Origin of the sequence: Allobosea sp., assembly GCF_017308015.1 — a bacterium.
GTDB lineage: Bacteria > Pseudomonadota > Alphaproteobacteria > Rhizobiales > Beijerinckiaceae > Allobosea.
This window is the reverse complement of sequence record NZ_JAFKFW010000027.1, coordinates 38,962-61,125: the sequence shown is the minus strand read 5'-3', so window position 1 is coordinate 61,125 and position 22,164 is coordinate 38,962. Positions and strand designations below refer to the sequence as shown.

At 67.6% G+C, this 22,164-nt stretch carries 24 protein-coding genes; 17 read left to right on the top strand and 7 right to left on the bottom strand.

Going from position 1 to position 22,164, the window contains the following annotated elements; genetic code table 11:
* The first annotated feature begins 55 nt into the window (after positions 1 to 55).
* Genes phnG through J0I42_RS19775 form a run of 8 tightly spaced genes read left to right on the top strand, consistent with a single transcriptional unit; the run spans position 56 to position 6,503 of the window.
* On the top strand, positions 56 to 487 hold the full coding sequence (phnG, locus tag J0I42_RS19810; protein WP_291657337.1) for a phosphonate C-P lyase system protein PhnG: 432 nt from the start codon (positions 56 to 58) through the stop codon (positions 485 to 487).
* Positions 487 to 1,089, top strand: coding sequence for a phosphonate C-P lyase system protein PhnH (phnH, locus tag J0I42_RS19805; RefSeq protein WP_291657336.1), 603 nt, complete (start codon positions 487 to 489; stop codon positions 1,087 to 1,089). The genes phnG and phnH overlap by 1 nt, the downstream gene beginning before the upstream one ends.
* Positions 1,089 to 2,201 (top strand): carbon-phosphorus lyase complex subunit, encoded by a 1,113-nt coding sequence (locus tag J0I42_RS19800; RefSeq protein ID WP_291657335.1) that lies wholly within the window; start codon positions 1,089 to 1,091, stop codon positions 2,199 to 2,201. The genes phnH and J0I42_RS19800 overlap by 1 nt, the downstream gene beginning before the upstream one ends.
* Positions 2,198 to 3,121, top strand: a complete 924-nt coding sequence (locus J0I42_RS19795) for an alpha-D-ribose 1-methylphosphonate 5-phosphate C-P-lyase PhnJ (protein ID WP_291657333.1) — start codon at positions 2,198 to 2,200, stop codon at positions 3,119 to 3,121. The genes J0I42_RS19800 and J0I42_RS19795 overlap by 4 nt, the downstream gene beginning before the upstream one ends.
* Positions 3,118 to 3,924 carry a phosphonate C-P lyase system protein PhnK gene (gene phnK / locus J0I42_RS19790; protein ID WP_291657332.1) on the top strand — a complete coding sequence of 269 codons (807 nt, stop codon included), beginning with the start codon at positions 3,118 to 3,120 and terminating at the stop codon, positions 3,922 to 3,924. The genes J0I42_RS19795 and phnK overlap by 4 nt, the downstream gene beginning before the upstream one ends.
* 49 nt (positions 3,925 to 3,973) lie before the next feature.
* Positions 3,974 to 4,669, top strand: coding sequence for a phosphonate C-P lyase system protein PhnL (gene phnL / locus J0I42_RS19785; protein WP_291657331.1), 696 nt, complete (start codon positions 3,974 to 3,976; stop codon positions 4,667 to 4,669).
* A gap of 2 nt (positions 4,670 to 4,671) precedes the next feature.
* Positions 4,672 to 5,811 (top strand): alpha-D-ribose 1-methylphosphonate 5-triphosphate diphosphatase, encoded by a 1,140-nt coding sequence (locus J0I42_RS19780; RefSeq protein WP_291657330.1) that lies wholly within the window; start codon positions 4,672 to 4,674, stop codon positions 5,809 to 5,811.
* Complete coding sequence (locus J0I42_RS19775; RefSeq protein ID WP_291657328.1) at positions 5,808 to 6,503, top strand: DUF1045 domain-containing protein; 696 nt, start codon at positions 5,808 to 5,810, stop codon at positions 6,501 to 6,503. Before J0I42_RS19780 ends, J0I42_RS19775 begins: the two co-directional genes overlap by 4 nt.
* 41 nt (positions 6,504 to 6,544) lie before the next feature.
* Here J0I42_RS19775 and phnN read toward each other — a convergent pair whose 3' ends face one another.
* Complete coding sequence (gene phnN, locus J0I42_RS19770) at positions 6,545 to 7,135, bottom strand: phosphonate metabolism protein/1,5-bisphosphokinase (PRPP-forming) PhnN (RefSeq protein ID WP_291657327.1); 591 nt, start codon at positions 7,133 to 7,135, stop codon at positions 6,545 to 6,547.
* On the opposite strand from phnN, the gene J0I42_RS19765 reads away from it, so the two are divergent.
* Both J0I42_RS19765 and J0I42_RS19760 read left to right on the top strand, forming a co-directional pair.
* Positions 7,134 to 7,769, top strand: a complete 636-nt coding sequence (locus J0I42_RS19765) for an LbetaH domain-containing protein (protein ID WP_291657326.1) — start codon at positions 7,134 to 7,136, stop codon at positions 7,767 to 7,769. The two genes, phnN and J0I42_RS19765, sit on opposite strands and share 2 nt — an antisense overlap.
* Positions 7,770 to 7,888: 119 nt before the next feature.
* A complete protein-coding gene (locus J0I42_RS19760; protein WP_291657325.1) occupies positions 7,889 to 9,400 on the top strand; it encodes a globin-coupled sensor protein in 1,512 nt (503 codons plus the stop codon).
* A 21-nt stretch (positions 9,401 to 9,421) separates the two neighbouring features.
* Here J0I42_RS19760 and J0I42_RS19755 read toward each other — a convergent pair whose 3' ends face one another.
* The 6 genes from J0I42_RS19755 to J0I42_RS19730 all read right to left on the bottom strand — a co-directional run bounded on the left by J0I42_RS19755 (position 9,422) and on the right by J0I42_RS19730 (position 14,759).
* Positions 9,422 to 10,081 (bottom strand): class I SAM-dependent methyltransferase, encoded by a 660-nt coding sequence (locus J0I42_RS19755; protein WP_291657324.1) that lies wholly within the window; start codon positions 10,079 to 10,081, stop codon positions 9,422 to 9,424.
* The gene (locus J0I42_RS19750; protein WP_291657323.1) at positions 10,078 to 11,232 is read right to left on the bottom strand and encodes a glycosyltransferase family 4 protein; all 1,155 of its coding nucleotides are present in this window, start codon (positions 11,230 to 11,232) and stop codon (positions 10,078 to 10,080) included. The genes J0I42_RS19755 and J0I42_RS19750 overlap by 4 nt, the downstream gene beginning before the upstream one ends.
* A gap of 47 nt (positions 11,233 to 11,279) precedes the next feature.
* Positions 11,280 to 12,800: a S8 family serine peptidase gene (locus tag J0I42_RS19745; RefSeq protein WP_291657321.1), complete on the bottom strand. Its 1,521-nt coding sequence runs from the start codon at positions 12,798 to 12,800 to the stop codon at positions 11,280 to 11,282.
* A 31-nt stretch (positions 12,801 to 12,831) separates the two neighbouring features.
* On the bottom strand, positions 12,832 to 13,524 hold the full coding sequence (locus J0I42_RS19740) for an anti-sigma factor (RefSeq protein WP_291657320.1): 693 nt from the start codon (positions 13,522 to 13,524) through the stop codon (positions 12,832 to 12,834).
* Positions 13,525 to 13,572: 48 nt separating this feature from the next.
* Positions 13,573 to 14,133, bottom strand: a complete 561-nt coding sequence (locus J0I42_RS19735) for a sigma-70 family RNA polymerase sigma factor (RefSeq protein ID WP_291657319.1) — start codon at positions 14,131 to 14,133, stop codon at positions 13,573 to 13,575.
* A gap of 251 nt (positions 14,134 to 14,384) precedes the next feature.
* Positions 14,385 to 14,759: a DUF6481 family protein gene (locus tag J0I42_RS19730; RefSeq protein ID WP_291657318.1), complete on the bottom strand. Its 375-nt coding sequence runs from the start codon at positions 14,757 to 14,759 to the stop codon at positions 14,385 to 14,387.
* A gap of 342 nt (positions 14,760 to 15,101) precedes the next feature.
* Here J0I42_RS19730 and proB point away from each other — a divergent pair, with 342 nt between their 5' ends.
* The 7 genes from proB (at position 15,102) to J0I42_RS19695 (ending at position 21,885) form a co-directional block, all read left to right on the top strand.
* Positions 15,102 to 16,226: a glutamate 5-kinase gene (gene proB, locus J0I42_RS19725; RefSeq protein ID WP_291657316.1), complete on the top strand. Its 1,125-nt coding sequence runs from the start codon at positions 15,102 to 15,104 to the stop codon at positions 16,224 to 16,226.
* Positions 16,227 to 16,335: 109 nt separating this feature from the next.
* Positions 16,336 to 17,577 (top strand): glutamate-5-semialdehyde dehydrogenase, encoded by a 1,242-nt coding sequence (locus J0I42_RS19720; protein ID WP_465247701.1) that lies wholly within the window; start codon positions 16,336 to 16,338, stop codon positions 17,575 to 17,577.
* A 15-nt stretch (positions 17,578 to 17,592) separates the two neighbouring features.
* The gene (locus tag J0I42_RS19715) at positions 17,593 to 18,216 is read left to right on the top strand and encodes a nicotinate-nucleotide adenylyltransferase (protein ID WP_291657313.1); all 624 of its coding nucleotides are present in this window, start codon (positions 17,593 to 17,595) and stop codon (positions 18,214 to 18,216) included.
* Between the two features lie 71 nt (positions 18,217 to 18,287).
* Entirely contained in the window at positions 18,288 to 18,698 is a 411-nt protein-coding gene (gene rsfS, locus J0I42_RS19710; RefSeq protein WP_465247700.1) for a ribosome silencing factor, read from the top strand.
* A gap of 12 nt (positions 18,699 to 18,710) precedes the next feature.
* Positions 18,711 to 19,190, top strand: a complete 480-nt coding sequence (rlmH, locus tag J0I42_RS19705; RefSeq protein ID WP_291657312.1) for a 23S rRNA (pseudouridine(1915)-N(3))-methyltransferase RlmH — start codon at positions 18,711 to 18,713, stop codon at positions 19,188 to 19,190.
* A complete protein-coding gene (locus J0I42_RS19700) occupies positions 19,187 to 20,533 on the top strand; it encodes a murein hydrolase activator EnvC family protein (RefSeq protein WP_291657310.1) in 1,347 nt (448 codons plus the stop codon). Before rlmH ends, J0I42_RS19700 begins: the two co-directional genes overlap by 4 nt.
* On the top strand, positions 20,533 to 21,885 hold the full coding sequence (locus tag J0I42_RS19695) for a S41 family peptidase (RefSeq protein WP_291657308.1): 1,353 nt from the start codon (positions 20,533 to 20,535) through the stop codon (positions 21,883 to 21,885). Before J0I42_RS19700 ends, J0I42_RS19695 begins: the two co-directional genes overlap by 1 nt.
* Positions 21,886 to 22,164 lie beyond the last annotated feature (279 nt).

The following is a 22,164-nucleotide window of genomic DNA, read 5'->3' as shown; positions in this document are numbered from 1 at the left end:
ATCAACGCCTCTAGTATAGTCTAGACATTCTGAACTGACCAGCGAGCCCGCGCCGATGACCCCAAGAACCCCGAGGCAAAGCTGGATGGCGACGCTGGCGCGCGCCTCCCGCAGCGAGATCGAAACCCTGCTCGGCGACCCGCCGGACCACGACCTGCTCAAGGCTCCGGAGACCGGCACCGTGATGGCCGAGGGCCGGGCGGGCGGCGCCGGCCGCCGCTTCAATCTCGGCGAAGCGACCGTGACGCGCTGCGTCGTGCGCCTCTCCAACGGACGGATGGGCTTCTCCTATGCCCTCGGCCGCGACGGCCGGAAGGCGCGGCTCGCCGCCCTGCTCGACGCCCGCCTCCAGGACGAGGCCGAAGGCAGCGGCCTGCACCAGGGCATCGCGACCCTCGCCGCGCGGCAGGCTTCGGCCCGCGACCTCGCCTCGCGCAAGGCGGCGGCGACCAAGGTCGATTTCTTCACGCTGGTCCGGGGCTCGTGATGCCGGCTGAAACCATGATCGCTCCCGGCTTCTCCGATCCGGTCTTCCAGTCGCAGGCCGCCTTCCGCGCCCTGCTCGCCGCCCTCTCCGAGCCTGGCACGCTGCAGAACGTCGCGAGCGAGATCGCCCCGCCGGAAAGCCTCGCAACCGCGACGGCCACCGCCCTGCTGACGCTCGCCGATTACGAAACCCCGGTCTGGCTGCCGGAAGCCCTGCGCAACGGCCCGGCCGGCGCCTGGCTGCGCTTCCATTGCGCCGCTGCGCTCGTCGAGAACCCGGCCGAAGCCGCCTTCGCGGTCATCAATGGTCTGGCGGATGAACCGAAGCTCTCGGCCTTCAATCTCGGCACGGACCAGTTCCCGGATCGCTCGACCACCGTGATCGTGCAGGTCGCGGGCCTCGAAGGTGGCTCCGTCCTCACCCTCGCCGGCCCCGGCATCCTCGGCTCGCACAACATCGCGCCGCGGGGCCTGCGCTCCGGCTTCACCGATGAATTGCGCGAGAACGGCGCGCTCTACCCGCTCGGCGTCGATGTCCTGCTCGCGCATGGCGAGGGCCTGATCGGCCTGCCGCGCTCGACGCAAATCGAGGAGGCTCGCTGATGTATGTCGCAGTGAAAGGCGGCGAGGCCGCCATCCTCGCCACGCATGATCTCGTCGCCGAAGCGCGTCGCGGCGATCCGGCCGTGCCCGAGATCAGCGTTGCGCAAATCCGCGAGCAACAGGCTCTGGCCTGCGCCCGCGTCATGAACGAGGGCTCGCTCTACGATCAGGACCTCGCCGCGCTCGCGCTGAAGCAGTCGCAGGGCGACGTGATCGAGGCGGCGTTCCTGATGCGCGCCTATCGCACGACGCTGCCGCGCTTCGGTTCCTCCGAGCCGCTCGATACGGCCACGATGGCGATCCGCCGCCGCGTCTCCGCCACCTACAAGGATCTGCCCGGCGGGCAGGTGCTCGGCCCGACCTATGACTATACGCATCGGCTCTTCGACTTCGCCCTGATGGACGAAGGCGGCGAGGCCCCCCCCCGCAAGGCACCTGCCCCACTCGACGCCACCATGCCGCGCGTGCCCGACATCCTCGGCGCCGAAGGCCTGATGGAAGCGGAAGAGCCGCCGGAGGGCGATCCGCGCCCCTTCGACCTCACCCGCGATCCCGTCTCCTTCCCGGCCGACCGCGACGTGCGCCTGCAATCCATGGCGCGCGGTGACGAGGGCTTCCTGCTCGGCCTCGGCTATTCCGTGCAGCGCGGTTTCGGCGGCACTCATCCCTTCGTCGGCGAGGTCCGCGTCGGCGAGGTCGCGGTCGAGTTCGTGCCGGAGGAGCTCGGCTTCGCGGTCGATCTCGGCGACGTCACCCTGACCGAATGCCAGATGGTCAACCAGTTTCAGGGTTCGAAGGACGTTCCGCCGCAATTCACCCGCGGCTACGGCCTCGTCTTCGGCCATAGCGAGCGCAAGGCGATGTCGATGTCGCTGGTCGACCGCGCCCTGAAAGCTCGCGATTTCGGCGAGGCGACGAACTACCCGGCGCAGCAGGACGAATTCGTCCTCTACCACGCCGACAATGTCGAGGCGGCCGGCTTCGTCGAGCATCTCAAGCTGCCGCATTATGTCGATTTCCAGGGCGAGCTCGAACTGATCCGCCGCATCCGCAGGGAGCGCGAGGAACGGCTTGCACAGGAACAAGAAGCCATGCCGGAGGCTGCGGAATGACCATTCACCAGATGCCGGCGGATGATACAAAGCCGGCTTACAACTACGCTTATCTCGACGAGCAGACCAAGCGGATGATCCGCCGCGCCTTGCTCAAGGCGGTCGCGGTGCCCGGCTATCAGGTGCCGTTCGGCTCACGCGAGATGCCTTTGGCGCGCGGCTGGGGCACCGGCGGCATCCAGATCACCGCCGCGATCATCGGCCCCACCGATACGCTCAAGGTGATCGACCAGGGCGCCGATGACACCACCAACGCCGTCTCGATCCGCAAGTTCTTCGAGCGCACCGCCGACGCCCGCACCTGCGAGGCGACGAACGAGGCGACGATCATCCAGACCCGTCACCGCATCCCGGAAGCGCCGCTGAAGCCCGGCCAGGTCATGGTCTATCAGGTGCCGATGCCCGAACCGCTGCGCCGTCTGGAACCGCGTGAAGCCGAGACCCGCAAGATGCACGCCTGGGCCGAATACGGGCTGATGCAGGTCAAGCTCTACGAGGACATCGCGCGCTATGGCGAGATCACCAAGACCTATGACTACCCGGTCATGGTCAACGACCGCTACGTGATGGCGCCTTCACCGATCCCGAAATTCGACAATCCGAAGATGCACATGTCGCCGTCGCTGCAATTGTTCGGCGCCGGCCGCGAGAAGCGCATCTACGCGCTGCCGCCCTATACCAGCGTGCGCAGCCTCGATTTCGAGGATCACCCCTTCCGCATCCAGAGCTGGACCCAGCCCTGCGGGCTCTGCGGCGCGGGCGACAGCTATCTCGACGAGGTCGTGATCGACGACCAGGGCGGGCGCATGTTCGTCTGCTCCGACAGCCATTATTGCGAGACCCGCCGGGCGGAAGGCCATCGCGGCACGATGCTTGGCGACGCGGCCGCGAGCGGCCTGGTCGAGGAGACCACCCCATGACCCTGCATGTCGCAGCGGCCGAGCTCGCGCTCGAACCCGCCCCCCTGCTCTCCGTCGACGGCGTCAGCCGCTTCTATGGCGAGCGCATCGGCTGCGCCGATGTCTCCTTCGATCTCTGGCCGGGCGAAGTGCTCGGCATCGTCGGCGAATCCGGCTCGGGCAAGTCGACCCTGCTGCGCTGCCTAGCCGGCATCGACAAGCCTGATGAGGGCGAGGTGTTGTTCCGCGGTGGCACCGAGCCGCTCGACATCTACTCGGTCTCCGAGCAGGAGCGCCGTCGCCTGATGCGCACCGCCTGGGGCATCGTCCACCAGAATCCGCGCGACGGACTACGCATGGATGTCACCGCCGGCGGCAATGTCGGCGAGCGTCTGATGGACCGCGGCGACCGCCATTACGGCCAGATCCGCGAGCGCGCCCTCGACTGGCTCCAGCGTGTCGAGATCGCCGGCACCCGCATCGACGATCGGCCACGCCAGTTCTCCGGCGGCATGCAGCAGCGCCTGCAGATTGCCCGCGTGCTCGTCTCCGAACCCCGCCTCGTCTTCATGGACGAGCCAACCGGCGGCCTCGACGTCTCCGTGCAGGCCCGCCTGCTCGATCTGTTGCGCGTGCTGGTTCGCGATCTCGGGCTCGCCGCCATCATCGTCACCCACGACCTCGCCGTCGCGCGCCTCCTGACCGACCGCCTGATGGTGATGAAGGATGGCCGCGTCGTCGAGCAGGGCCTGACCGATCAGGTCCTCGACGATCCGCACCACGCCTATACGCAACTCCTGACCTCGGCCGTGCTGAGCGTGTGATGGCTCCCGTCACACCCTCGTCACCGCGAATCGGCAAGGCACTGATCCCATGACCACGATGATTCAGGTCGAGAACGTCGCCAAGACCTTCACCCTGCACAACCAGGGCGGAGCGCATCTGCCCGTCTTCGACAACGTCAATTTCCATGTCGAGGCCGGCGAAGCGCTGGTGCTGGCCGGTGCGTCCGGCGCCGGCAAGTCGAGCCTGCTGCGCATCCTCTATGGCAACTACAGGCCGACTTCAGGCGCGATCCGCATCACCCATGCCGGCCGGCCCGTCGATATCGTCGCCGCCGTGCCGCGCACCGTGCTCGACATCCGCCGCCGCACGCTCGGCTTCGTCTCGCAGTTCCTGCGCGTGATCCCGCGCGTCTCGACGCTCGATATCGTGCGCGACCCGCTGCTGGCGCGCGGCGCGACACCGGAAACCGCGACCGAGCGCGCCAAGGCCATGCTCGCCCGGCTCAACCTGCCGGAGCGCCTCTGGAACCTCGCGCCCGCCACCTTCTCCGGCGGCGAGCAGCAGCGCGTCAATATCGCCCGCTCCTTCGTCGATCCCTCGGCGATCATGCTGATCGACGAACCGACCGCTTCGCTCGACGCCACCAACCGCGACGTCGTCGTCGAGCTCATCGCCGAGGCGCGTGCCGCCGGCTCCGCCATCGTCGGAATTTTTCATGACGAGGCGGTTCGCGAACGCGTCGCGACGCGCTATCTCGACATCACCGCTTTCCGGAAGGCCTGACGATGCAGACCGTTCTCACCAATGCCAGGCTGATCCTCGAGAATGAGGTCGTCACCGGCACGATCGCCTTCGACGCGAATGGCATCACGGCTGTCGATCAGGGCAAGTCCTCCCTGCCCGGCGCCATCGATATCGGCGGCGACTATGTCGCGCCCGGCCTCGTCGAGATGCACACCGACAACATGGAAAAGCATTTCATGCCGCGCCCGAAGGTCTTCTGGCCGAACGGGCTGGCGGCGGCACTGGTCCATGACGCGCAGATGGCCGCGGCCGGCGTCACCACCGTCTATGACGCGGTCTGCGCCGGAACGCCCTTCTCGGCCAAGGACTACCGCAAGGACATCTTCGCCGACGTGATGAAGTCTCTGGCCTATGGCAAGAGCGAGAACGTCTTCCGCATCGACCATCGCATCCACATGCGCTGCGAATTGACCAGCCCGAACCTGCTCGACGATATCGCGCCCTATCAGGACGATGCTCTGGTCCAGCTCGTCTCGCTGATGGACCACACCCCCGGCCAGCGTCAGTGGCGCGACCTCCAGCACCTCAAGACCTATGCCGTCGGCAACGGCAAGACGGTCGCAGAGTTCGAGGAAGATGTCGCGGTGCGCCAGCGCGACGGCGCCGCCAATGTCGCGAGGAACTGGCAGGCCGTGGTCGACATCTTCCGCTCGCGCGGCATTCCGCTCGCGACCCATGACGACACGATCCCCGAACATGTCGAGGAAGGCGTCGCCTCGGGCGCGGTGATCTCGGAATTCCCGACCACGGTCGAGGCCGCCGCCGCCGCCAAGCAGCACGGCCTCGCCACGGTGGCCGGCGCGCCGAACGTCGTGCGCGGTGGCTCGCATTCCGGCGGCGTCTCGGTCTCGGAACTGGCCGAGAAGGGCCTGCTCGATGGCTTGTCTTCTGACTACGTCCCCGCGAGCCTGTTGCAGGCCGTGATCAAGCTCAATGCCGACCATGGCATCGCGCTTCCCGAAGCGATGGGCATGGTGACCTGGAAAGTCGCCGATATCCTGGGCCTCCGAGACCGCGGCCATCTCAAGACCGGCCTGCGCGCGGACCTCGTGCGCTTCAAGGTGCTGGGCGCGACGCCGGTGCTCTCCGCTGTCTGGTCGCAGGGCGAGCGCGCATTTTGAGCAAGCCGCGCTACGCCGTCTATTACGCCCCCTCTGCCGAGAGCGCCCTCTGGCGCTTCGGCAGCGCGACACTCGGCTATGACGCGCTGACCGGCGAGGATCTGCCTTTCGCGGTTCCGCCGGGATGCGATCCCGCCTCATGGCCCGCCTGTATCGAGGAACCTCGCCGGTATGGCTTCCACGCCACGCTGAAGGCGCCCTTCGAACTTGCCGACGGGCGCAGCGAGGAGCAGTTGCGCGCCTTCGCCCGCAACCATGCCGCCGGGCTCGATGCTGTGGAACTGACGGGCTTGAGCGTTACGGCGCTCGGCTCCTTTGTTGCCTTGACGCCGTCCGAGCCCAGTCCTGACTTGCAGCGCTTCGCCTTTGCGACGGTGCAGGCCTTCGAACTCTTCCGGGCGCCGCTTTCCGAAACGGACAAGGTCAGGCGCCTGAAAAGCCCGCTCACCCCAGCCCAGCACGCCTATCTCGAAGCCTATGGCTACCCCTATGTCGGCGATGCCTTCCGCTTCCACATGACTCTGACCGGATCGCTGCCGGCTGAGCATGCAGGGCCGGTGAAACAGGCTCTCGAAGCCGCTTATGCGGCGGCTCTACCGGCAGGTCCGGTCAGGATCGACCGCTTCGCGCTGTTCAAACAGGACGACCGCGCCGGCCGCTTCCGCCTGATCGATTCCTACGCTTTCGGCTAGGCATGCGGTCTTCCGAGGGGACGGTTCGACGGCAAGATCGGCTACCGCCCCAGCCCTCGCAACACGGTCAGCAGCTCTTCCGCTGCCTCGGCAATGCTGCGGTCGTTCATGATCGTGACGATCTCGGCACGCTCGGTGGTCAGGGGCGCCTCGCGCTTCAACCGCGTCGCGATATCGGCCTCGCTCTCACGGCCTCGCGCCGCCAGCCGCTGTGCCAGTACCTCCACCGGCGCAGTGATGTTGAGCACCATCACGCGCTCAGCCAATCGCTCCGCCGCCGTGATCGCGCGCCGCGAGACATTGACGATCACCACCGCCCCCGCGCCGATGCCGGTGAGCTCGGTCACCGGAATGCCGTAGCTCAACCCATGTGCCCGCCAGCTCAGCGCCAGCCCGCCATCGGCCTCGGTCGCGTCGAAGCCCGCCTCGTCGCAGGTATCGTGATCCTCCGCACCGGCCATGGCGGGCCGGGTGATCAGGCGGCGGGCGAAGCGATAGCGCGGATCGGCCGCGAGCTCGGTCCGCGCCGCGTCCATAAGCGTGTCCTTCCCCGCTCCGGAGGGACCGACCACGAGAACGAGCACGCCCGTCTGAGCAGCGGGGATCGCGATATCAGGAGAGGGTAAGGACATGGCTGCGAAGAAGCTCGGACTCGAACCGCTGATCGACCCGACCGCCCAGGTGAAGCAGGCGACGCTCGGCCGCTACACTGCGATCGGCGCGCGCACCAGCTTCGTCGAGTCGACGATGGATGACTACTCTTACGTCGTGAACGATGCGAATGTCATTTACACGACAATCGGCAAGTTCTGCTCGATCGCGGCGATGACCCGGATCAATCCCGGCAACCACCCGATGCACCGGGCCAGCCAATCGCATTTCACCTATCGTGCCGCCGCATATTTCGATGATGCCGAGGATGACGAGGCCTTCTTCGACTGGCGCCGCGCGCATGCGGTCGTGATCGGCCACGATGTCTGGATCGGCCATGGCGCGATCGTGCTTGCCGGCCGCTCGATCGGTACCGGGGCGGTGGTCGCGGGCGGCGCTGTCGTCACCAAGGATGTCGCACCGTACACCATCGTCGCCGGAAATCCCGCCCGGCCGATCCGGCGACGCTTTCCCGAAGAGATCGCGGCGAGACTGCAAGCGCTGAGCTGGTGGGACTGGGACCATGCCCGTCTGCGCGCCGCGCTGGCCGATTTTCGTCATCTGTCGGTGGAAGCATTTCTCGACAAATACGAGGCCGAAGGCGCTGGCGACTGAGACATTCCGCCGCGGCTCGATTGACCAAGGTCAACCGGGCCATCACCCGCTATTAACCCGGGCTGCGCGAGACAGGGGACCAGCCACAGCCAACACGCCCAATTGGGAAGCGCCGTTTCATGTCCGTCCCCGACCATCTCGCCAGGCGTCTGGCGTTCATCGGCCTCGATCAGGCCGCTCAGGACCGCATCCACGACGTCGGCGACGCGTTGGGTACCGCCATCCCCGCCGCCCTCGACGCCTTCTACGCCCAACTGCGGAGCTTTCCTGAGACCCGTAGCTTCTTTAGCAGCGAGCAGCACATCGAAAGCGCAAAGCAGCGCCAGATTCAGCACTGGAGCGGCATCGCTACCGGAAAATTCGACCAAGACTATGTCGGCGCCGTCACCACGGTCGGGAAGGTCCATGCCCGCATCGGCCTCGAACCGCGCTGGTATATCGGCGGCTACGCGCTGATCCTCGAAAAGATGCTCGCCGGCGTGCTCGAAGCGCGGTGGCCGAGGAATGCGCTGGGCAGGCGCATGCCCGGCGCGGCCGAGCGCTCCGCGGAGATCGGCGCCATCGTCAAGGCGGCGCTGCTCGACATGGATTACGCCATCACCGTCTATCTGGAAGCCTCGGAAGAAGCGCGGCTGAAGGCGGAGGCCGAGGCTCAGATCACCGAGCAAGCCAAGGCGGCCGCTCGCGACCAGGCCATCGCCTGCGTCAGCCAGAGCATGGCCGCGCTCGCCGATGGCGACCTGACCTATCGCATGAGCGCCGAGATTCCGGCCGAATACGCGGAGATCCGCGACCATTTCAACAGCGCGATGGCGCGCCTCCAGGAGATGGTCGGCACGATCAAGGCGACCTCGACCGCGATCGCCGCGTCCTCGCAGGAGATCAGCACCGGCGCGCAGGATCTCTCGATGCGCACCGAGCAGCAGGCCTCCGCCCTGGAGGAGAGCGCCGCCACCACCGAGCAACTCGCGGCCTCGGTCAAGGCCTCGACCCAGGCTTCGCGTGAATCCGTCTCGCTGGCCGACGAAGCCGCCGATGTCGCACGTACCGGCGGCGACATCGTACGCAGCGCGGTCGGAGCGATGGCGCGGATCGAAGACGCCTCGAAGCGCATCTCGGAGATCACCGATGTGATCGACGGCATCGCCTTCCAGACCAACCTGCTGGCGCTGAATGCGGCCGTCGAGGCGGCTCGGGCGGGCGATGCCGGGCGCGGCTTTGCCGTCGTCGCGGCCGAGGTCCGGGCTCTGGCCCAGCGTTCCGCCGGTGCCGCCAAGGACATTACCGGCCTGATTTCCTCCTCTGATGCGGAGGTTGCCGAGGGCGTCAAGCTCGTCCGCCGGGCCGGCGAGACGCTGGACCGCATCGTCGCGGCTTCCGCCAAGGTCTCGAGCACGGTCGAGGAAATCTCCTCGGCCTCCGGCGAGCAGGCCAACGGCATCGAGGAGATGAGCCAGACCGTCAGTCACATGGACGAGATCACACAGCAGAACGCTGCGCTGGCCGAGGAGAGCGCCGCCTCGGCGCGCGTGCTGCTCGACCAGATCGAACAGCTCAACCGGCTGGTCTCAGCCTTCCGGACCGAACAGGGCGTCGTCGCCGCCGGCACGGTCCGGCAGCGCGCTGCCTAGTCGTTCGACTTGGCGGCGCGCCTACCCGACGAGCCGCCAGACCGAACTGCACTTGATCTCGGCGTCCTCCAGTGCGCGGGTCACCGGCACCTCGTAGGTCGCGACCGCTTCCAGCCTTTCGCGCGGCAGGTAACTGCGGCCGGGATCGCCGATCAGTACGGTCGCGCCCCGCGCCGACAAGCCTTGCAGCCAGCCGATCACGCGCTCCGCCATCTCGCGCTCGTAGCAGACGTCGCCGGCGCAGACGACGTCCCAGCCCTCGTCGCGACCGATCAGGTTCTCGCAGCGCGGCGTCACGGCGGCGGCGTTGGCCGTCGCGTTGATGGCGATCGCCGCCGCAGCGAACGCATCGATATCGCAGGCCTCGACGGGGCCGGCACCAACCTTGGCCGCCGCAATGGCGACGAGGCCGGAGCCAGAAGCGAAATCCAGTGTCCGGCGGCCGGCAACGATGTCGGGATGGTCCAGCAGATAGCGCGCGAGTGCCTGCCCGCCGGCCCAGGCGAAGGCCCAGAACGGCGGCGGCAAGCCGATCACCGCGAGTTCATCCTCCGTCTTCTGCCAGAGCTCGGTCGCCTCCTCGGCGACATGCAGCGCGATCTCCGGCGCATACGGCACCGGCAGCAGCCGTGTATGGGCGCGAATGAAGGCTTCACGATCGAGGAGCGCGTCGGCGCTCATGTGGTCGCGTCCGGCGCGGTGCGCCCCAGCAGGCTGAGATAGAGCGTCTTCACGCAGTTCATCACATCACGCTCGGTATGACCGTCGAGCAGGCGGGCGCGAGCACTCTCGCCCATGCGTTCGGCAAGCCGCGGAGCACCCGCGAGCATGACGAGCGCCCGTGCCAGCGCTGCGGCGTCGTCGGCAGGGACCACCATGCCGTCCTGCCCATCGCGGACGAAGCTGCGGCAGCCCGGCACATCCGTGGTCAAGATCGCCCGGCCGCAGGCCGCCGCTTCCAGGATCGTGCGTGGAAGTCCCTCCCCGCCCCGCGACGGCAGGATGCAGAGATGGTGCGCCTTCCAGACACCCTCGATATCGCGCGTCGGCCCGGCCCAGGCGATGCCCGGCCGCGCCGCCCATTGCTTCAGGGTCGTCTCGGGAATCGCCTTCGGATTGGACGGGTCGGGTGCGCCATGGATGGTGAGCGTGATCTTCGCGCCCTCGGCTCGCGCGAGGCGGACCGCTTCCACGGCTAGATCAACGCCCTTGGACCAGAGCATGCGCGCGACCAGCGCGACCTTGAGCGGCGGTGCCGGCGGCATCGGCGAGGGCATCAGGATCAGCGGGTCGACGCCGGCCCCCCCGACGATCGCAACCTTGGCGGCATCCAAGGGATCGAGCCCGAGCGTCACGGGATCGTCCGGGTTCTCGAACAGGAACCGGACCTGCGGCCCATCGATGGCGCCGCGCAGCCAGGTGATGGCGACGAAACGGGCCGCTGCTGCAAGCACCCCCTGCCTGGCCCCCAGGAAGCCGAGCCCGGTCAGCGCATAGACCCGACGCTCGACACCCGCCAGCTTGCCGGCAAGCCCGGCCAGCGCGATCGGCTTCAGCGCGATGCAATGCAGGATGTCGGGCTTCTCCGCCGCGATCAGACGCTTCAGCGCCGCGACCTGCCTGAACAGTGCCCGCGGATCGAGACTGCGCCGCTCGGCTTCCAGCCCGATCAACCGGGCGCCCGCCGCCTCGATCATGCGCCGATGGTTGCGCTCGCGCGCGATCACCGCGACGTCGAAGCCGAGCTCGCGCGCGGCTCGCGCCAGCGGCAGGAAATGCGAGGCGAAGAACCAGTCCTCGGTGGCGACGAACAGAAGTTTCGGACGCGGCATCGCGCCATCAGGCCGATGCGGCCGCGAAGGTCAAGAGCGCAGGCCGGTCAGGGCCGCGCCGTCGCGACCGGCAGAACGCGGGCAAGCGCCGCCGGCGGATCGATCCGGCCCGCGCCATAGACCGGATCGCGCCCGCGCGAGCCGAGATCGATCGCGCTTTCGGCGAGCACCCGGCGGGCGCTGTCGGCATCGAGCTCCGGCTGCTTTTCAAGCAGAAGCGCGATCAGGGCAGTGACATGGGCGGCAGCGATCGAGGTGCCGGAGGTGAAGGCATAGCGCCCGCCGGGCTCGGCCGTCAGCACGTCGACGCCGGGTGCCGCGACCGCGACATAAGCGCCGCGATTGGCATCGCTGAAGACCTTGTCCTCGGCATCGGTAGCCGTCACCGCGATCACGCTCGGATCGGCACCGGGATAGAGCGGGGCCGACCGGGCACCGCCATTGCCGGCGGCGGCGACCGTGATTACGCCGCGCTCCTTGGCCCCGGACAGCGCCTTCGAAAGCAAGCGGTCCTGCGGGCCGGCGAAGCTGAGATTGATCACCTTGGCGCGCTGCTGCACGACCCATTCGAGCGCGGTGAGTATCTGGAACGATTTGCCATTGGCGGAAGCTGCCTGCGGGCCGCCGAAGGCTCGGGCAACGATCAGGCGGGCCGCCGGAGCAATGCCTTGGAGTTCGCCATGCGCGACGATCGCCGTTGCCATCGAGGTGCCATGGGCGTGCGGCGTCGCCAGCCCGTCGATCGCATCGAGATAACCGAGGACCGAGCCACGGATTTCCGGATGCTCCATATCGACACCGGAATCGATCAAGCCGACCCGGATATTGCGCCCCTGCGCCAGCTTGCGCGCCTCGCCGAGGCGCAGCTTGTCGACAACATATTGCGGCGGCAGGATGCGTCGCACCGCCGCGCTGCCGCGCGCCGCTGTCGCAGGGTCGGCCAGCCGCAAGCCCGGCGTCGGCGCAGGCATGCTCGGATCGGAGGACGCCGTTGTCGGGCCCGCCGGCGTGCCGGTCCCGGATAGCGAGTCCTGCTGCAATTCGAAGAGGAAGTTCGGTTGCGCCCCGGCGATGCTGGTATCATCGGCCATTTCGGTCAGCACGGCACGCAGGTCGCGCCCAGCCTCGATTTTCGCCCGAATGATCGTGACGCCGGCGAGCTCGAAGCGCTGGCGCGCGATCAAGGTCGCACCATATCGGCGCAGCACCGCCTCCGCCTCGACATTGGGGGCGAGCTCGAACAGCACTTCGTCGGGGACGAAACGTGTCTCCTCCAGCGCCGGAACGATGCTGCGCTGGGTCCGCGGCTGGAGCCACGAACCGGGTGGCACGCGCATCGACCGGCTCGGGGTATTGCCGGCCGTCGGCTGCTGCGGACTCGCCGTCGGCGCGATGCGCTTGTCCCGGCCGTCCCCGGTTCCGCCTGCCGGCTGGGCGAAAGCAGATCCCGGCACGAGCGCAAGCGCGCATGCGAGCAGCCCGACACCGGCGAGGCGCCGAACCGAAAATGTTCTGCGAACGAGCGGGAACGGCAGCATGGCCTGGCCCTCCTGCGACAACCACATCATGCCATGGCGCCTTGCCGCCACGCCAGCCGGATCAGGGCGCTGGCGCGACGAAGCTGACAATGGCGCTCTCGCCCTTCATCCGCGTCGCGATCGCATCGATTTGGGCAGAGGACAGGGAAGCATCGCCGACACGCACTTTGAAGAAGCCGTTGGCGCGCGGCCCGTCGACCACCGACGCGTCGAAGCGCTTGAAGAAGGAGGCGATTTCGCCGGCCCGCGCCTCAGGCGAGAAGCTCAGCAGGACATAGCTTTCCGACGGCCGGGCACCCGGCGCCGAAGCGGTCTGGAATCCGGAGCCGCCATTGCGCAGCGCCAGGGTCGTGATCGCAGCCCCCTGCATCGCGATCAACGCGACGGCCGCAGCGCTGGCATAGGCCAGGCGGCGTGGCGTCTGGGCGGCGAGGACCCCGCCGAGCCAGCCCAGCAACCCGCGACTGTTTTCCTGGGCACGTGCCAGAAGCGGCACCGGGCGGGCCTCGGCCTCGATCCCGGCCATCAGCTTTTCGAGCGCCTTGTGGGAGGGTGCACCGAGGCTCTCGTTGAGCAGGACAGTCTCGGCCATGTCGTCGCGGATGAGGTCGAGCCGGGCAGCGAGCTCGGTATCGGCAGTGAGCGCGGCCTCGACGCGGCGCTTGTCGGCGTCGGAAATCCGGCCGTTTGCATAAAAGGGCAGCAGTTCCTCGAGTTCGCGGCGCTTCGGATCGCTTGCGATGCTGTCGTTCATCACGCCACTCCCTGGGCGGCGGGGCCGCTCCTCATGGAATTCAATGTCTCAGGGCCAGCCGCGGTCGATGCCATCGGCCTTGAGCATCTCGCCCAGCTTCTTGCGGGCGTGGAAAAGCCTGGTCTTGACGGTGTTCTCGGGGATACCGACGATCCGCGCGACCTCCTCGACGGAGGTCTCGTGGTAGTAGACGAGGTCGATGACCTCGCGATGCTCGGCCGAAAGACGCCCCAAGCAGGCGCGGATCGCGAGACCCTTGTCCTGTTTCTGCAGTACGACCTCGGGGCCGTCCGCGTCGTCCTCGAGGCTTTCGGCATAATCCTCGTCCAGCTCGGCATCACGGCGCTTGCGCAAAAGCGACCAGGCCTTGTTCCGGGCAATGGCGAGCAGCCAGGTCGAAACCGAGGCGCGAGCCTCGAACCGATCGGCCTGTCGCCACAGATCCATGAACACGTCACTGATCACATCCTCGGCAAGCGTCTCGTCGCGGACGAGCCGCAGCACGAAACGGTAGACTCGCACCTGGTGCCGCGAAAACAGCACCTTCATCGCGAGCCGGTCACCAGAGGCGATCCGTTTGACGAGATCCTCGTCCGATTCCGTATGCATTGCCCCTCGAAGGCCAGGCATCCCGGCTCGCATCCGGTTGTCGCGGCGAGCAGGAAAAAGGTTCAATCCGGCAGGCACATTAATCTGCATGCTCGGATTTGCCGATAGGTCGATACGGAACGGATAGGTGTTTTTTGCCCGAAGAGCAGCCGGGGGCCGGCGCAGACGCTGCCGGCGCGGTCGAGCGGATATGAAAAGGGGCGCTCACGGCGCCCCAGATCGCATTCACGGATATGCGGAAATTCCTGGCGTCAGCGGCGCTTGCCGGCGGTCCGCATCTGCATGTACTGCACGGCCTCCAGCAGCACCTTACGCGGACGCTCGGCGTCGCGCTTGGCCTGCTCCGCCTTGCGGGCAACCTCGCGGGCGAGCTCTTCCTGGCGCTTCTCTTCTTCGATGCGCGCGCGCTCGATCGCTTCCAGGCGCTCCTTCTCGGCCCGGATCTTCGCCTTCTCGGCTTCGCGCTCGGCGCGGGCCTGGGCGATGGCTTCCCGCTCCGCGCGTCGCTGCACCATCACCGGGTCGTCGGCCTTCGGCCGGGCCTTGAAACGCTCAAGCAGAGCCTTCTTGGCATTGGCGGAATTGGACTGGCGGTCGGTAAAGCTGCGGTCGTTCGGGTTCTTCAAGGGTGATCTTCTCTCGGGTTGTTACGGACATTGCATCGGCCCGCGCGGGCGAGATAATCCAGATCCGGCCGGATTGGTATCGAAATCGACGCGCGGCAGCCCCGCTTCCAGCGCCTATCGGACGGCAGGCCCTGCATGCTGCACACCAAAAATGCATGAGAATGGCAGGATCGGCACCCGATTGGCGGGCGGGCCGGCCCATGCATATGGGTCGCTCCTCCCGTCCTGTCAACGCAAAGAGACCTTTCCGGGCCGGGCGATCGCCCGAAAACCACCTCTATGCTTTACAAGCCGAACATTTTCCCCAACAGGCAGGGGATTGCCGCAACAACCCGTGCTCCCGTGAAGACGCCCCTGCTTTCCGATTTCCGCCGCATCGTCGTCAAGGTCGGTTCCAGCCTGCTGGTCGATCGCGAGCGCGGCCGCCTGCGCCATGCCTGGCTCGCCGCACTGGCCGAGGACCTCGCCGAACTGCACCAGCGCGGCGCCGACGTACTCGTCGTCTCCTCCGGCGCAATCGCGCTGGGGCGCACCGTGCTCGGCCTGCCCTCCGGCCCGCTGCGTCTGGAGGAAAGCCAGGCCGCCGCCGCCGTCGGCCAGATCGCACTCGCCCGCAACTGGGCCGAGGCACTCGGCGCCCATGGCCTCACCGCCGGACAGGTGCTGCTGACATTGGCCGATACCGAGCAGCGTCGCCGTTATCTCAACGCGCGCGCGACCCTCGGGCGCCTGCTCGACCTGCGCGCCATCCCCGTCATCAACGAGAACGACACGGTCGCCACCACCGAGATCCGCTATGGCGACAACGATCGGCTCGCTGCCCGCGTCGCCACCATGGCCGGCGCCGACCTGCTGGTGCTCTTCTCCGATATCGACGGGCTCTATATGGCCCCACCCGCGAAGGACCCGAGCGCGCAGCACATTCCCGTGGTCGAGCGCATCACGCCCGAGATCGACGCCATGGCCGGCGGCGCGGCCTCCGAGCTCTCGCGCGGCGGCATGCGCACCAAGATCGAGGCCGGCAAGATCGCGGCGGCCGGCGGCACCCATATGCTGATCGCCGACGGGCGCGGCAAGAACCCGCTCGCCAGCGTCGCCAATGGCGGCCGCTGCACCTGGTTCCTCACGGCCTCGACGCCCGCGACCGCCCGCAAGACCTGGATCGCGGGCTCGCTCGAGCCGCGCGGCACGCTGCATCTCGATGCCGGCGCAGCCCGTGCGCTGCGCGGCGGCGCGAGCCTGCTGCCGGTCGGCGTGACCCGGATCGAGGGTGAGTTCGCGCGCGGCGACGCCGTGCTGATCCGCGACCCCGAGGGACAATTGCTCGGCCGCGGTCTCGTCGCCTACGACGCCTCGGAGGCTGCGCTCGTGCTCGGCAAGGCCTCGCGCGATATCGAGAGCGCGCTGGGCTATCCCGGCCGCGCCGAGATGATCCACCGGGACGACATGGCGCTCGGGCTGGGCTAAGCTTCATTATGGGCCGGCTTAGCCGGCGACTATCGGGCTGAACGAGATGACCGGCGACAGCGCATTGCGCATCATCGCGACGAACGGGGCCGCCGATGTCGGCAGCATCATGCAGAAGGTGGGGGCCCGCGCCCGCGCCGCCGCACGCAAGGTCGCGCTGAGCCCAACCGAGCAGCGCAATGCCGCCCTCCTCGCCATGGCCGAGGCGTTGCGCGCCCGGAGCGCAAAAATCCTGACGGCCAATGCGCAGGATCTTGCAGATGGCAAGGCCGCGGGCTTGAGCGCCTCCTTCATGGATCGCCTCGCCCTCGACGAAAAGCGCCTCGCCGCGATTGCGGATGCCGTCGCCGAAGTCACCGACCTGCCCGACCCTCTCGGCCGCGTGCTGGCGGAATGGGAGCGGCCGAACGGCCTGCGGTTCGAGCGCATCGCAACCCCGCTCGGCGTCATCGCGGTGATCTTCGAGAGCCGGCCGAACGTCACCGCCGATGCTGGCGCGCTCTGCCTGAAGAGCGGCAATGCCGCGATCCTGCGCGCCGGCTCCGATTCCTTCCGCTCCTCGACCGAGATCGCCGCCGCGATGCGCGAGGGCCTGGAAGCCGCCGGCCTGCCCGCCGACGCAATCCAGCTCGTCCCGACGCGCGATCGCGCCGCCGTCGGCGAAATCCTCTCCGGGCTGAACGGCAATATCGACGTCGTCGTGCCGCGAGGCGGAAAAAGCCTCGTTGCCCGCGTCCAGAGCGAGGCACGCGTGCCGGTCTTCGCCCATCTCGACGGCAACTGCCATGTCTATGTCGGTGCCAGGGCCGATCTCGCCATGGCCCGCGAGATCCTGCTCAACGCCAAGCTCCGCCGCACCGGCGTCTGCGGTGCGGCCGAGACGCTGCTCGTCGACGAGGCCAGCGCAGCGACGCATCTCGCACCGCTGGTCACAGCCCTGCTCGAAGCCGGCTGCGCGGTGCGCGGTGATGCGGCTACCCAGGCCGTCGACGCCCGCGTGACCACCGCGACTGAAGAGGATTGGGCGACCGAATATCTCGACCGGATCATCGCAGTGAAGACCGTGCCGGGCCTCGATGCCGCGATCGACCATATCGAGCGCTACGGCTCGCATCACACCGATGCGATCGTCACGGCCGACGAGGCCGCCGCAGCCCGCTTCCTCGCCGAGGTCGATTCCGCCATCGTCATCCACAACGCCTCGACCCAGTTCGCAGATGGCGGCGAGTTCGGCTTCGGGGCCGAAATCGGCATCGCCACCGGCCGCATGCATGCGCGCGGCCCCGTCGGCGTCGAGCAGCTCTGCTCGTTCAAATACCGCGTCCATGGCGCGGGCCAGACCCGGCCCTGAGGCGAAGCAAGGCGCATGACGAGCGAGCTTCCGCGCCTGCCGTCCCGGCTGCCCTCCTTCGCGCCCGGCCTGCGCATCGGCCTGTTCGGCGGCAGCTTCAATCCGGCCCATGACGGTCACCGGCTGGCGAGCCTGACTGCCTTGCGCCGCCTGCAGCTCGACCGCGTCTGGTGGCTGGTCACGCCCGGCAATCCGCTGAAGGATAACGCGAAGCTGCCCTCGCTCGCCGAACGCATCCGCCAGGCTGAACGCGTCGCCGGCCATGCCCGCATCGACGTCACGGGCGTCGAGGCTATGCTGCGCACGCGCTACACCGCCGATACGCTCCGTGCGCTCAGGCAACGTTGTCCGGGTGTGAACTTCGTCTGGATCATGGGCTCCGACAATCTCGCCGGCTTCCATCGCTGGAACGAATGGCGCGAGATCGCCCGGATGATGCCGATCGCGATCATCGACCGGCCCGGATCGACTCACAGCGCTATGGCTTCGCCCGCCGCCAACTGGCTCTCGCGCTGGCGCCTGCCGGAAAGCCGGGCTGCGAGCCTGCCGCGCATGCAGCCTCCGGCCTGGGTCTTCCTGCATGGCAAGCGCTCGACGTTATCCTCCACGATGCTGCGCAAACAGGCCGGCCGCGATTGAATTCCGGGGCCTTCCGCCTTACTTTGACTTCCGTCGCGCCGAGAGCGCGTCGGGATCGAGAGGATACGTCACTGACCCGTCAAACCCTTGGTGAAGCCGAGCCGAAGCCGCTTCCCCAGGCTGCCGTCGCGGAGAATCCTTCCGCCGACAGCATCGCCCTCGTCCAACGTATCCTCGAGGACATGAAGGCCGAGGACATCACGGTCATCGACCTCGTTGGCAAGACGTCTCTGGCCGATGCGATGATCATCGCCTCCGGCAACGTCAACCGCCACGTCGCCGCGATCGCCGAAGCCCTGATCGAAGCCATCAAGAATTCCGGGAAACCTTCGCCAAATGTCGAGGGCATGCCTGCCTGTGACTGGGTGCTGATCGATACCGGCGATATCATCGTTCACGTCTTCCGGCCCGAAGTGCGCCAGTTCTACAATCTTGAGAAGATGTGGGGCACCGACCGGCCGAACGAACGTCTCGATAGCTGACGCAGTCCCCGAATGCGGCTCGCGGTCATCGCCGTCGGCCGGCTCAAGGATGGGCCGGAACGCGAGCTGTGCGAGCGCTATCGTGAGCGCGGCGTCGCGCTTGGCCGCGGCATCGGCCTCAGCGGCCCCGACATCGTCGAGATCGCCGAGGGCCGGGGCCGCCGCCCCGAAGAGCGCAAGCGCGAAGAGGCACAGGCCATCCTCGCCAGGGCGCAACCTGGCCTCATCATCGCGCTCGATGAACGCGGCCGCCAGCTGGGCAGCGAGGCCTTCGCAACCCGCCTCGCCGCCGCCCGCGATTCCGGCACCGGCCATGCCAGCCTGATTATCGGCGGCGCCGACGGATTGGGCGAAGAGATTCGCGACAGGGCCGACATCACGCTCGCTTTCGGCGCCCTGACAATCCCGCATCAGATCGTGCGTGCGCTCGTGCTCGAACAGCTCTATCGCGCGATGACGATCATCTCCGGTCACCCCTATCATCGCGCATGATTTCGCTGATTCGCCCCGGACTGCGCGGCCTGTGCCTTGCCTCCCTGCTGGCGACGTCGCCCGGCACGGTCGCCCAGACGCCTCAGGCCGATCCGGAGGCCCTTCAGCGCGAGGCGATGCAGAAGCTCGTCGAGAAGCAGGCCCGCGAGAGCGAGCTCAAGGCGATCGAGCAGCGCCTTGCCGGCAACAGCGAGGCTCGCGCGAAACTCGAAAAGGACATCGCCGCCATCCGGGCCGACCGCGCCGCGCTCAACAAGGCCCTGCTCGAAGCTACCGCGCGAACTCAGGCCGCCGAGGAACGGCTCGGGGGACTGGAAACGCGGCTCGGTCTGCTGCAGTCCAGCGAGGCCGCGATTCGCCGCTCGCTCGAGGGCCGGCGCAACCTCATTGCCGAAGTGCTGGCGGCCCTGCAGCGCATCGGCCGGCGCCCGCCCCCGGCCGTGCTGGTGCGCCCGGAGGACATCCTGGAAGCCGTACGCGCCTCGATGCTGCTCGGCGCAGTCGTGCCCGACCTCCGGCAGGAGGTCGAGATTCTCGGCACCGATTTGACTGAGCTGGTCCGCCTCCGCGACGGCATCGCCACTGAAAAGGGCCATATCGGCACGGAGATGGAGCAGATCGCGGCCGAGCGTCAGCGCCTGGCCTCCCTGATCGAAGCCAGACGCGAGCGCGAGGCCAGCGCCGCCAAGGATGTCGAGTCGCAGGCCGCTCTCGGCAAGGAGCTTGCCGGCCAGGCGCGCTCGATGCGGGAGTTCGTCGAGAAGATCGAGAAGGAGATCTCCGTTGCCAACAAGGCGGCCGATGCCGCCCGTCAGGCGATCGAGCAGGAGACCCGCGAGCAGCGCGAGCGGATGACGGCACTGGCCTTCAAGGATCCGGCCCGGCTTGCCCCCAAGATCGCCTTCGCCGAGGCCAGGGGCCTGCTCTCCCTGCCCGTCGCGGGATCACGATTGCGTGGTTTCGGCGATCCGGACGGTGCTGGCGGCACAATTCGCGGGATTTCTCTGGAGACCCGCCCCAACGCCCTAGTTTCGGCGCCTTCTGACGCTTGGGTGGTTTACGCGGGGCCGTTCCGTTCGTTCGGGCAACTCTTGATCCTGAACGCTGGCGGGGGATACTACATCCTGCTGGCCGGCATGCAGCGGATCGATGTCGCGCTCAATCAGTTCGTGCTGGCGGGGGAGCCGGTTGCGACGATGGGCGAAACATCGGAAGCTGCCGCGACGACCGTAGGGGTGGGAACCGGGCAGCCGGTTCTGTATATCGAATTCAGAAAAGACGGCGTCTCGATCGATCCGACGCCGTGGTGGACGAAATCGCAAGGCGAAAAGGTTCGCGGATGATGCGCAAGGTTTCCCTCGTTCTCGCCGGCGCCATCATGGGCGCGGGCCTGACCGGTCTCGCCACCCAGACGCGGCTGCTGAGTTCGACCAGCGCGGTCGCGGCCTCGGCCGAGGTTTACCGCAGCCTGAATCTCTTCGGTGACATCTTCGAGAAGATCCGCACCGACTATGTCGACAAGCCCGACGAGCAGAAGCTGATCGAAGCCGCCATCAACGGCATGGTCTCCTCGCTCGATCCGCATTCCTCCTATCTCGACGCCAAGTCCTTCCGCGACATGGACACCGACATGCGCGGCCAGTTCGGCGGCCTCGGCATCGAGGTGACGATGGAGGACGGCGTCCTCAAGGTTGCCAAGCCGATCAAGGACACCCCCGCCTCCAAGGCCGGCATCCTCGCCAACGACATCATAAAGCAGATCGACGGCACCGAGGTGAAGGGCCTGTCCCTGACTCAGGCCGTCGAGAAGATGCGCGGACTGATCAACACCCAGGTCACCCTGAAGATCGACCGCCCCGGCAAGACCGAGCCACTCGAATTCACCCTGACTCGTTCGACCATCGTCGTCCCGGCCGTCGAGGAGCGTGTCGAGGGCGATATCGGCTATATCCGCATCGGCACCTTCTCCGAGCAGACCTATGACGGCCTGCGCAAGGCGATCGAGAAGACCACGAGCGAGATCGGCGCCGACAAGCTCAAGGGTTTCATCATCGACCTCCGCAACAACCGCGGTGGGCGCCTCGACCAGTCCGTGCTGGTCTCCGACGCCTTCCTCGAGCGGGGCAAGATCGTCTCGACCCGCGGCCGCAACGCCGAGGAGACCCAGGTCTTCAACGCCAAGTCCGGTGACCTGACCAAGGGCAAGCCGGTCGTCGTGCTGATCAACGGCTCGTCCGCCTCGGCTGCCGAGATCGTCGCCGGCGCCCTGCAGGATCACAAGCGCGCGACCGTGATGGGCACACGTTCCTTCGGCAAGGGCTCGGTCCAGACCGTGATTCCGCTCGGCTCGAATGGCGGCCTTCGCCTGACCACCGCACGCTACTACACCCCGTCAGGCAACTCGATCCAGGCCAAGGGCATCACGCCGGATATCGAGGTCCAGCAGGAGATCCCGCAGGAGATCAAGGACAAGCTCGTCGAGAACAAGGGCGAGGCCGCGCTCAAGGGCCATCTCAAGGCTGGCGAGGGCGAGGAACAGTCCGGCTCCAGCTCCTATGTCCCCGCCGACGCGACCAAGGACACTCAGCTCATCGCCGCGCTGAACCAGCTCCGCGGTGTCAAGACGGGTGCCGCTTCCCCGGCTGAGAAGCCCGCTGCTCCGGCTGCTCCCGAGGCTCCCAAGCAGCCGAACTGAACCACGAGGCCCGACGTCGGGTTCCCTGGCGCCAAGCCGAGAACCAGCCGGCTCTCGTTTTCAGATCGAGCCCCCGTGACCGATCTGATTGCGATGCAATCTGATCGGCGCGTACTCTGGCGCGCGGGCCGCTGATTCGGGTCCGCGCCGCAACCTTGAGGACGGCCTCTCTCGGCCGGTACGCCGCTGACAGAGCTCAATCGACCGCTCGGCAGGGATCGCCCGGCGGCCTCTGGCAGGCCCTGGGAGCGCTGGCTCGCAACGGCGGCTGCCGGCTGC

What these genes read in the sequence shown, in the direction of transcription:
- phnG (WP_291657337.1), top strand. Translation starts at nt 56, where the DNA reads ATGACCCCAAGAACCCCGAGGCAAAGCTGGATGGCGACGCTGGCGCGC.
- phnH (WP_291657336.1), top strand. Translation starts at nt 487, where the DNA reads ATGCCGGCTGAAACCATGATCGCTCCCGGCTTCTCCGATCCGGTCTTC.
- J0I42_RS19800 (WP_291657335.1), top strand. Translation starts at nt 1,089, where the DNA reads ATGTATGTCGCAGTGAAAGGCGGCGAGGCCGCCATCCTCGCCACGCAT.
- J0I42_RS19795 (WP_291657333.1), top strand. Translation starts at nt 2,198, where the DNA reads ATGACCATTCACCAGATGCCGGCGGATGATACAAAGCCGGCTTACAAC.
- phnK (WP_291657332.1), top strand. Translation starts at nt 3,118, where the DNA reads ATGACCCTGCATGTCGCAGCGGCCGAGCTCGCGCTCGAACCCGCCCCC.
- phnL (WP_291657331.1), top strand. Translation starts at nt 3,974, where the DNA reads ATGACCACGATGATTCAGGTCGAGAACGTCGCCAAGACCTTCACCCTG.
- J0I42_RS19780 (WP_291657330.1), top strand. Translation starts at nt 4,672, where the DNA reads ATGCAGACCGTTCTCACCAATGCCAGGCTGATCCTCGAGAATGAGGTC.
- J0I42_RS19765 (WP_291657326.1), top strand. Translation starts at nt 7,134, where the DNA reads ATGGCTGCGAAGAAGCTCGGACTCGAACCGCTGATCGACCCGACCGCC.
- phnN (WP_291657327.1), bottom strand. Translation starts at nt 7,135, where the DNA reads ATGTCCTTACCCTCTCCTGATATCGCGATCCCCGCTGCTCAGACGGGC.
- J0I42_RS19760 (WP_291657325.1), top strand. Translation starts at nt 7,889, where the DNA reads ATGTCCGTCCCCGACCATCTCGCCAGGCGTCTGGCGTTCATCGGCCTC.
- J0I42_RS19755 (WP_291657324.1), bottom strand. Translation starts at nt 10,081, where the DNA reads ATGAGCGCCGACGCGCTCCTCGATCGTGAAGCCTTCATTCGCGCCCAT.
- J0I42_RS19750 (WP_291657323.1), bottom strand. Translation starts at nt 11,232, where the DNA reads ATGCCGCGTCCGAAACTTCTGTTCGTCGCCACCGAGGACTGGTTCTTC.
- J0I42_RS19745 (WP_291657321.1), bottom strand. Translation starts at nt 12,800, where the DNA reads ATGATGTGGTTGTCGCAGGAGGGCCAGGCCATGCTGCCGTTCCCGCTC.
- J0I42_RS19740 (WP_291657320.1), bottom strand. Translation starts at nt 13,524, where the DNA reads ATGAACGACAGCATCGCAAGCGATCCGAAGCGCCGCGAACTCGAGGAA.
- J0I42_RS19735 (WP_291657319.1), bottom strand. Translation starts at nt 14,133, where the DNA reads ATGCATACGGAATCGGACGAGGATCTCGTCAAACGGATCGCCTCTGGT.
- J0I42_RS19720 (WP_465247701.1), top strand. Translation starts at nt 16,336, where the DNA reads ATGCAGAAGGTGGGGGCCCGCGCCCGCGCCGCCGCACGCAAGGTCGCG.
- J0I42_RS19715 (WP_291657313.1), top strand. Translation starts at nt 17,593, where the DNA reads ATGACGAGCGAGCTTCCGCGCCTGCCGTCCCGGCTGCCCTCCTTCGCG.
- rlmH (WP_291657312.1), top strand. Translation starts at nt 18,711, where the DNA reads ATGCGGCTCGCGGTCATCGCCGTCGGCCGGCTCAAGGATGGGCCGGAA.
- J0I42_RS19700 (WP_291657310.1), top strand. Translation starts at nt 19,187, where the DNA reads ATGATTTCGCTGATTCGCCCCGGACTGCGCGGCCTGTGCCTTGCCTCC.
- J0I42_RS19695 (WP_291657308.1), top strand. Translation starts at nt 20,533, where the DNA reads ATGCGCAAGGTTTCCCTCGTTCTCGCCGGCGCCATCATGGGCGCGGGC.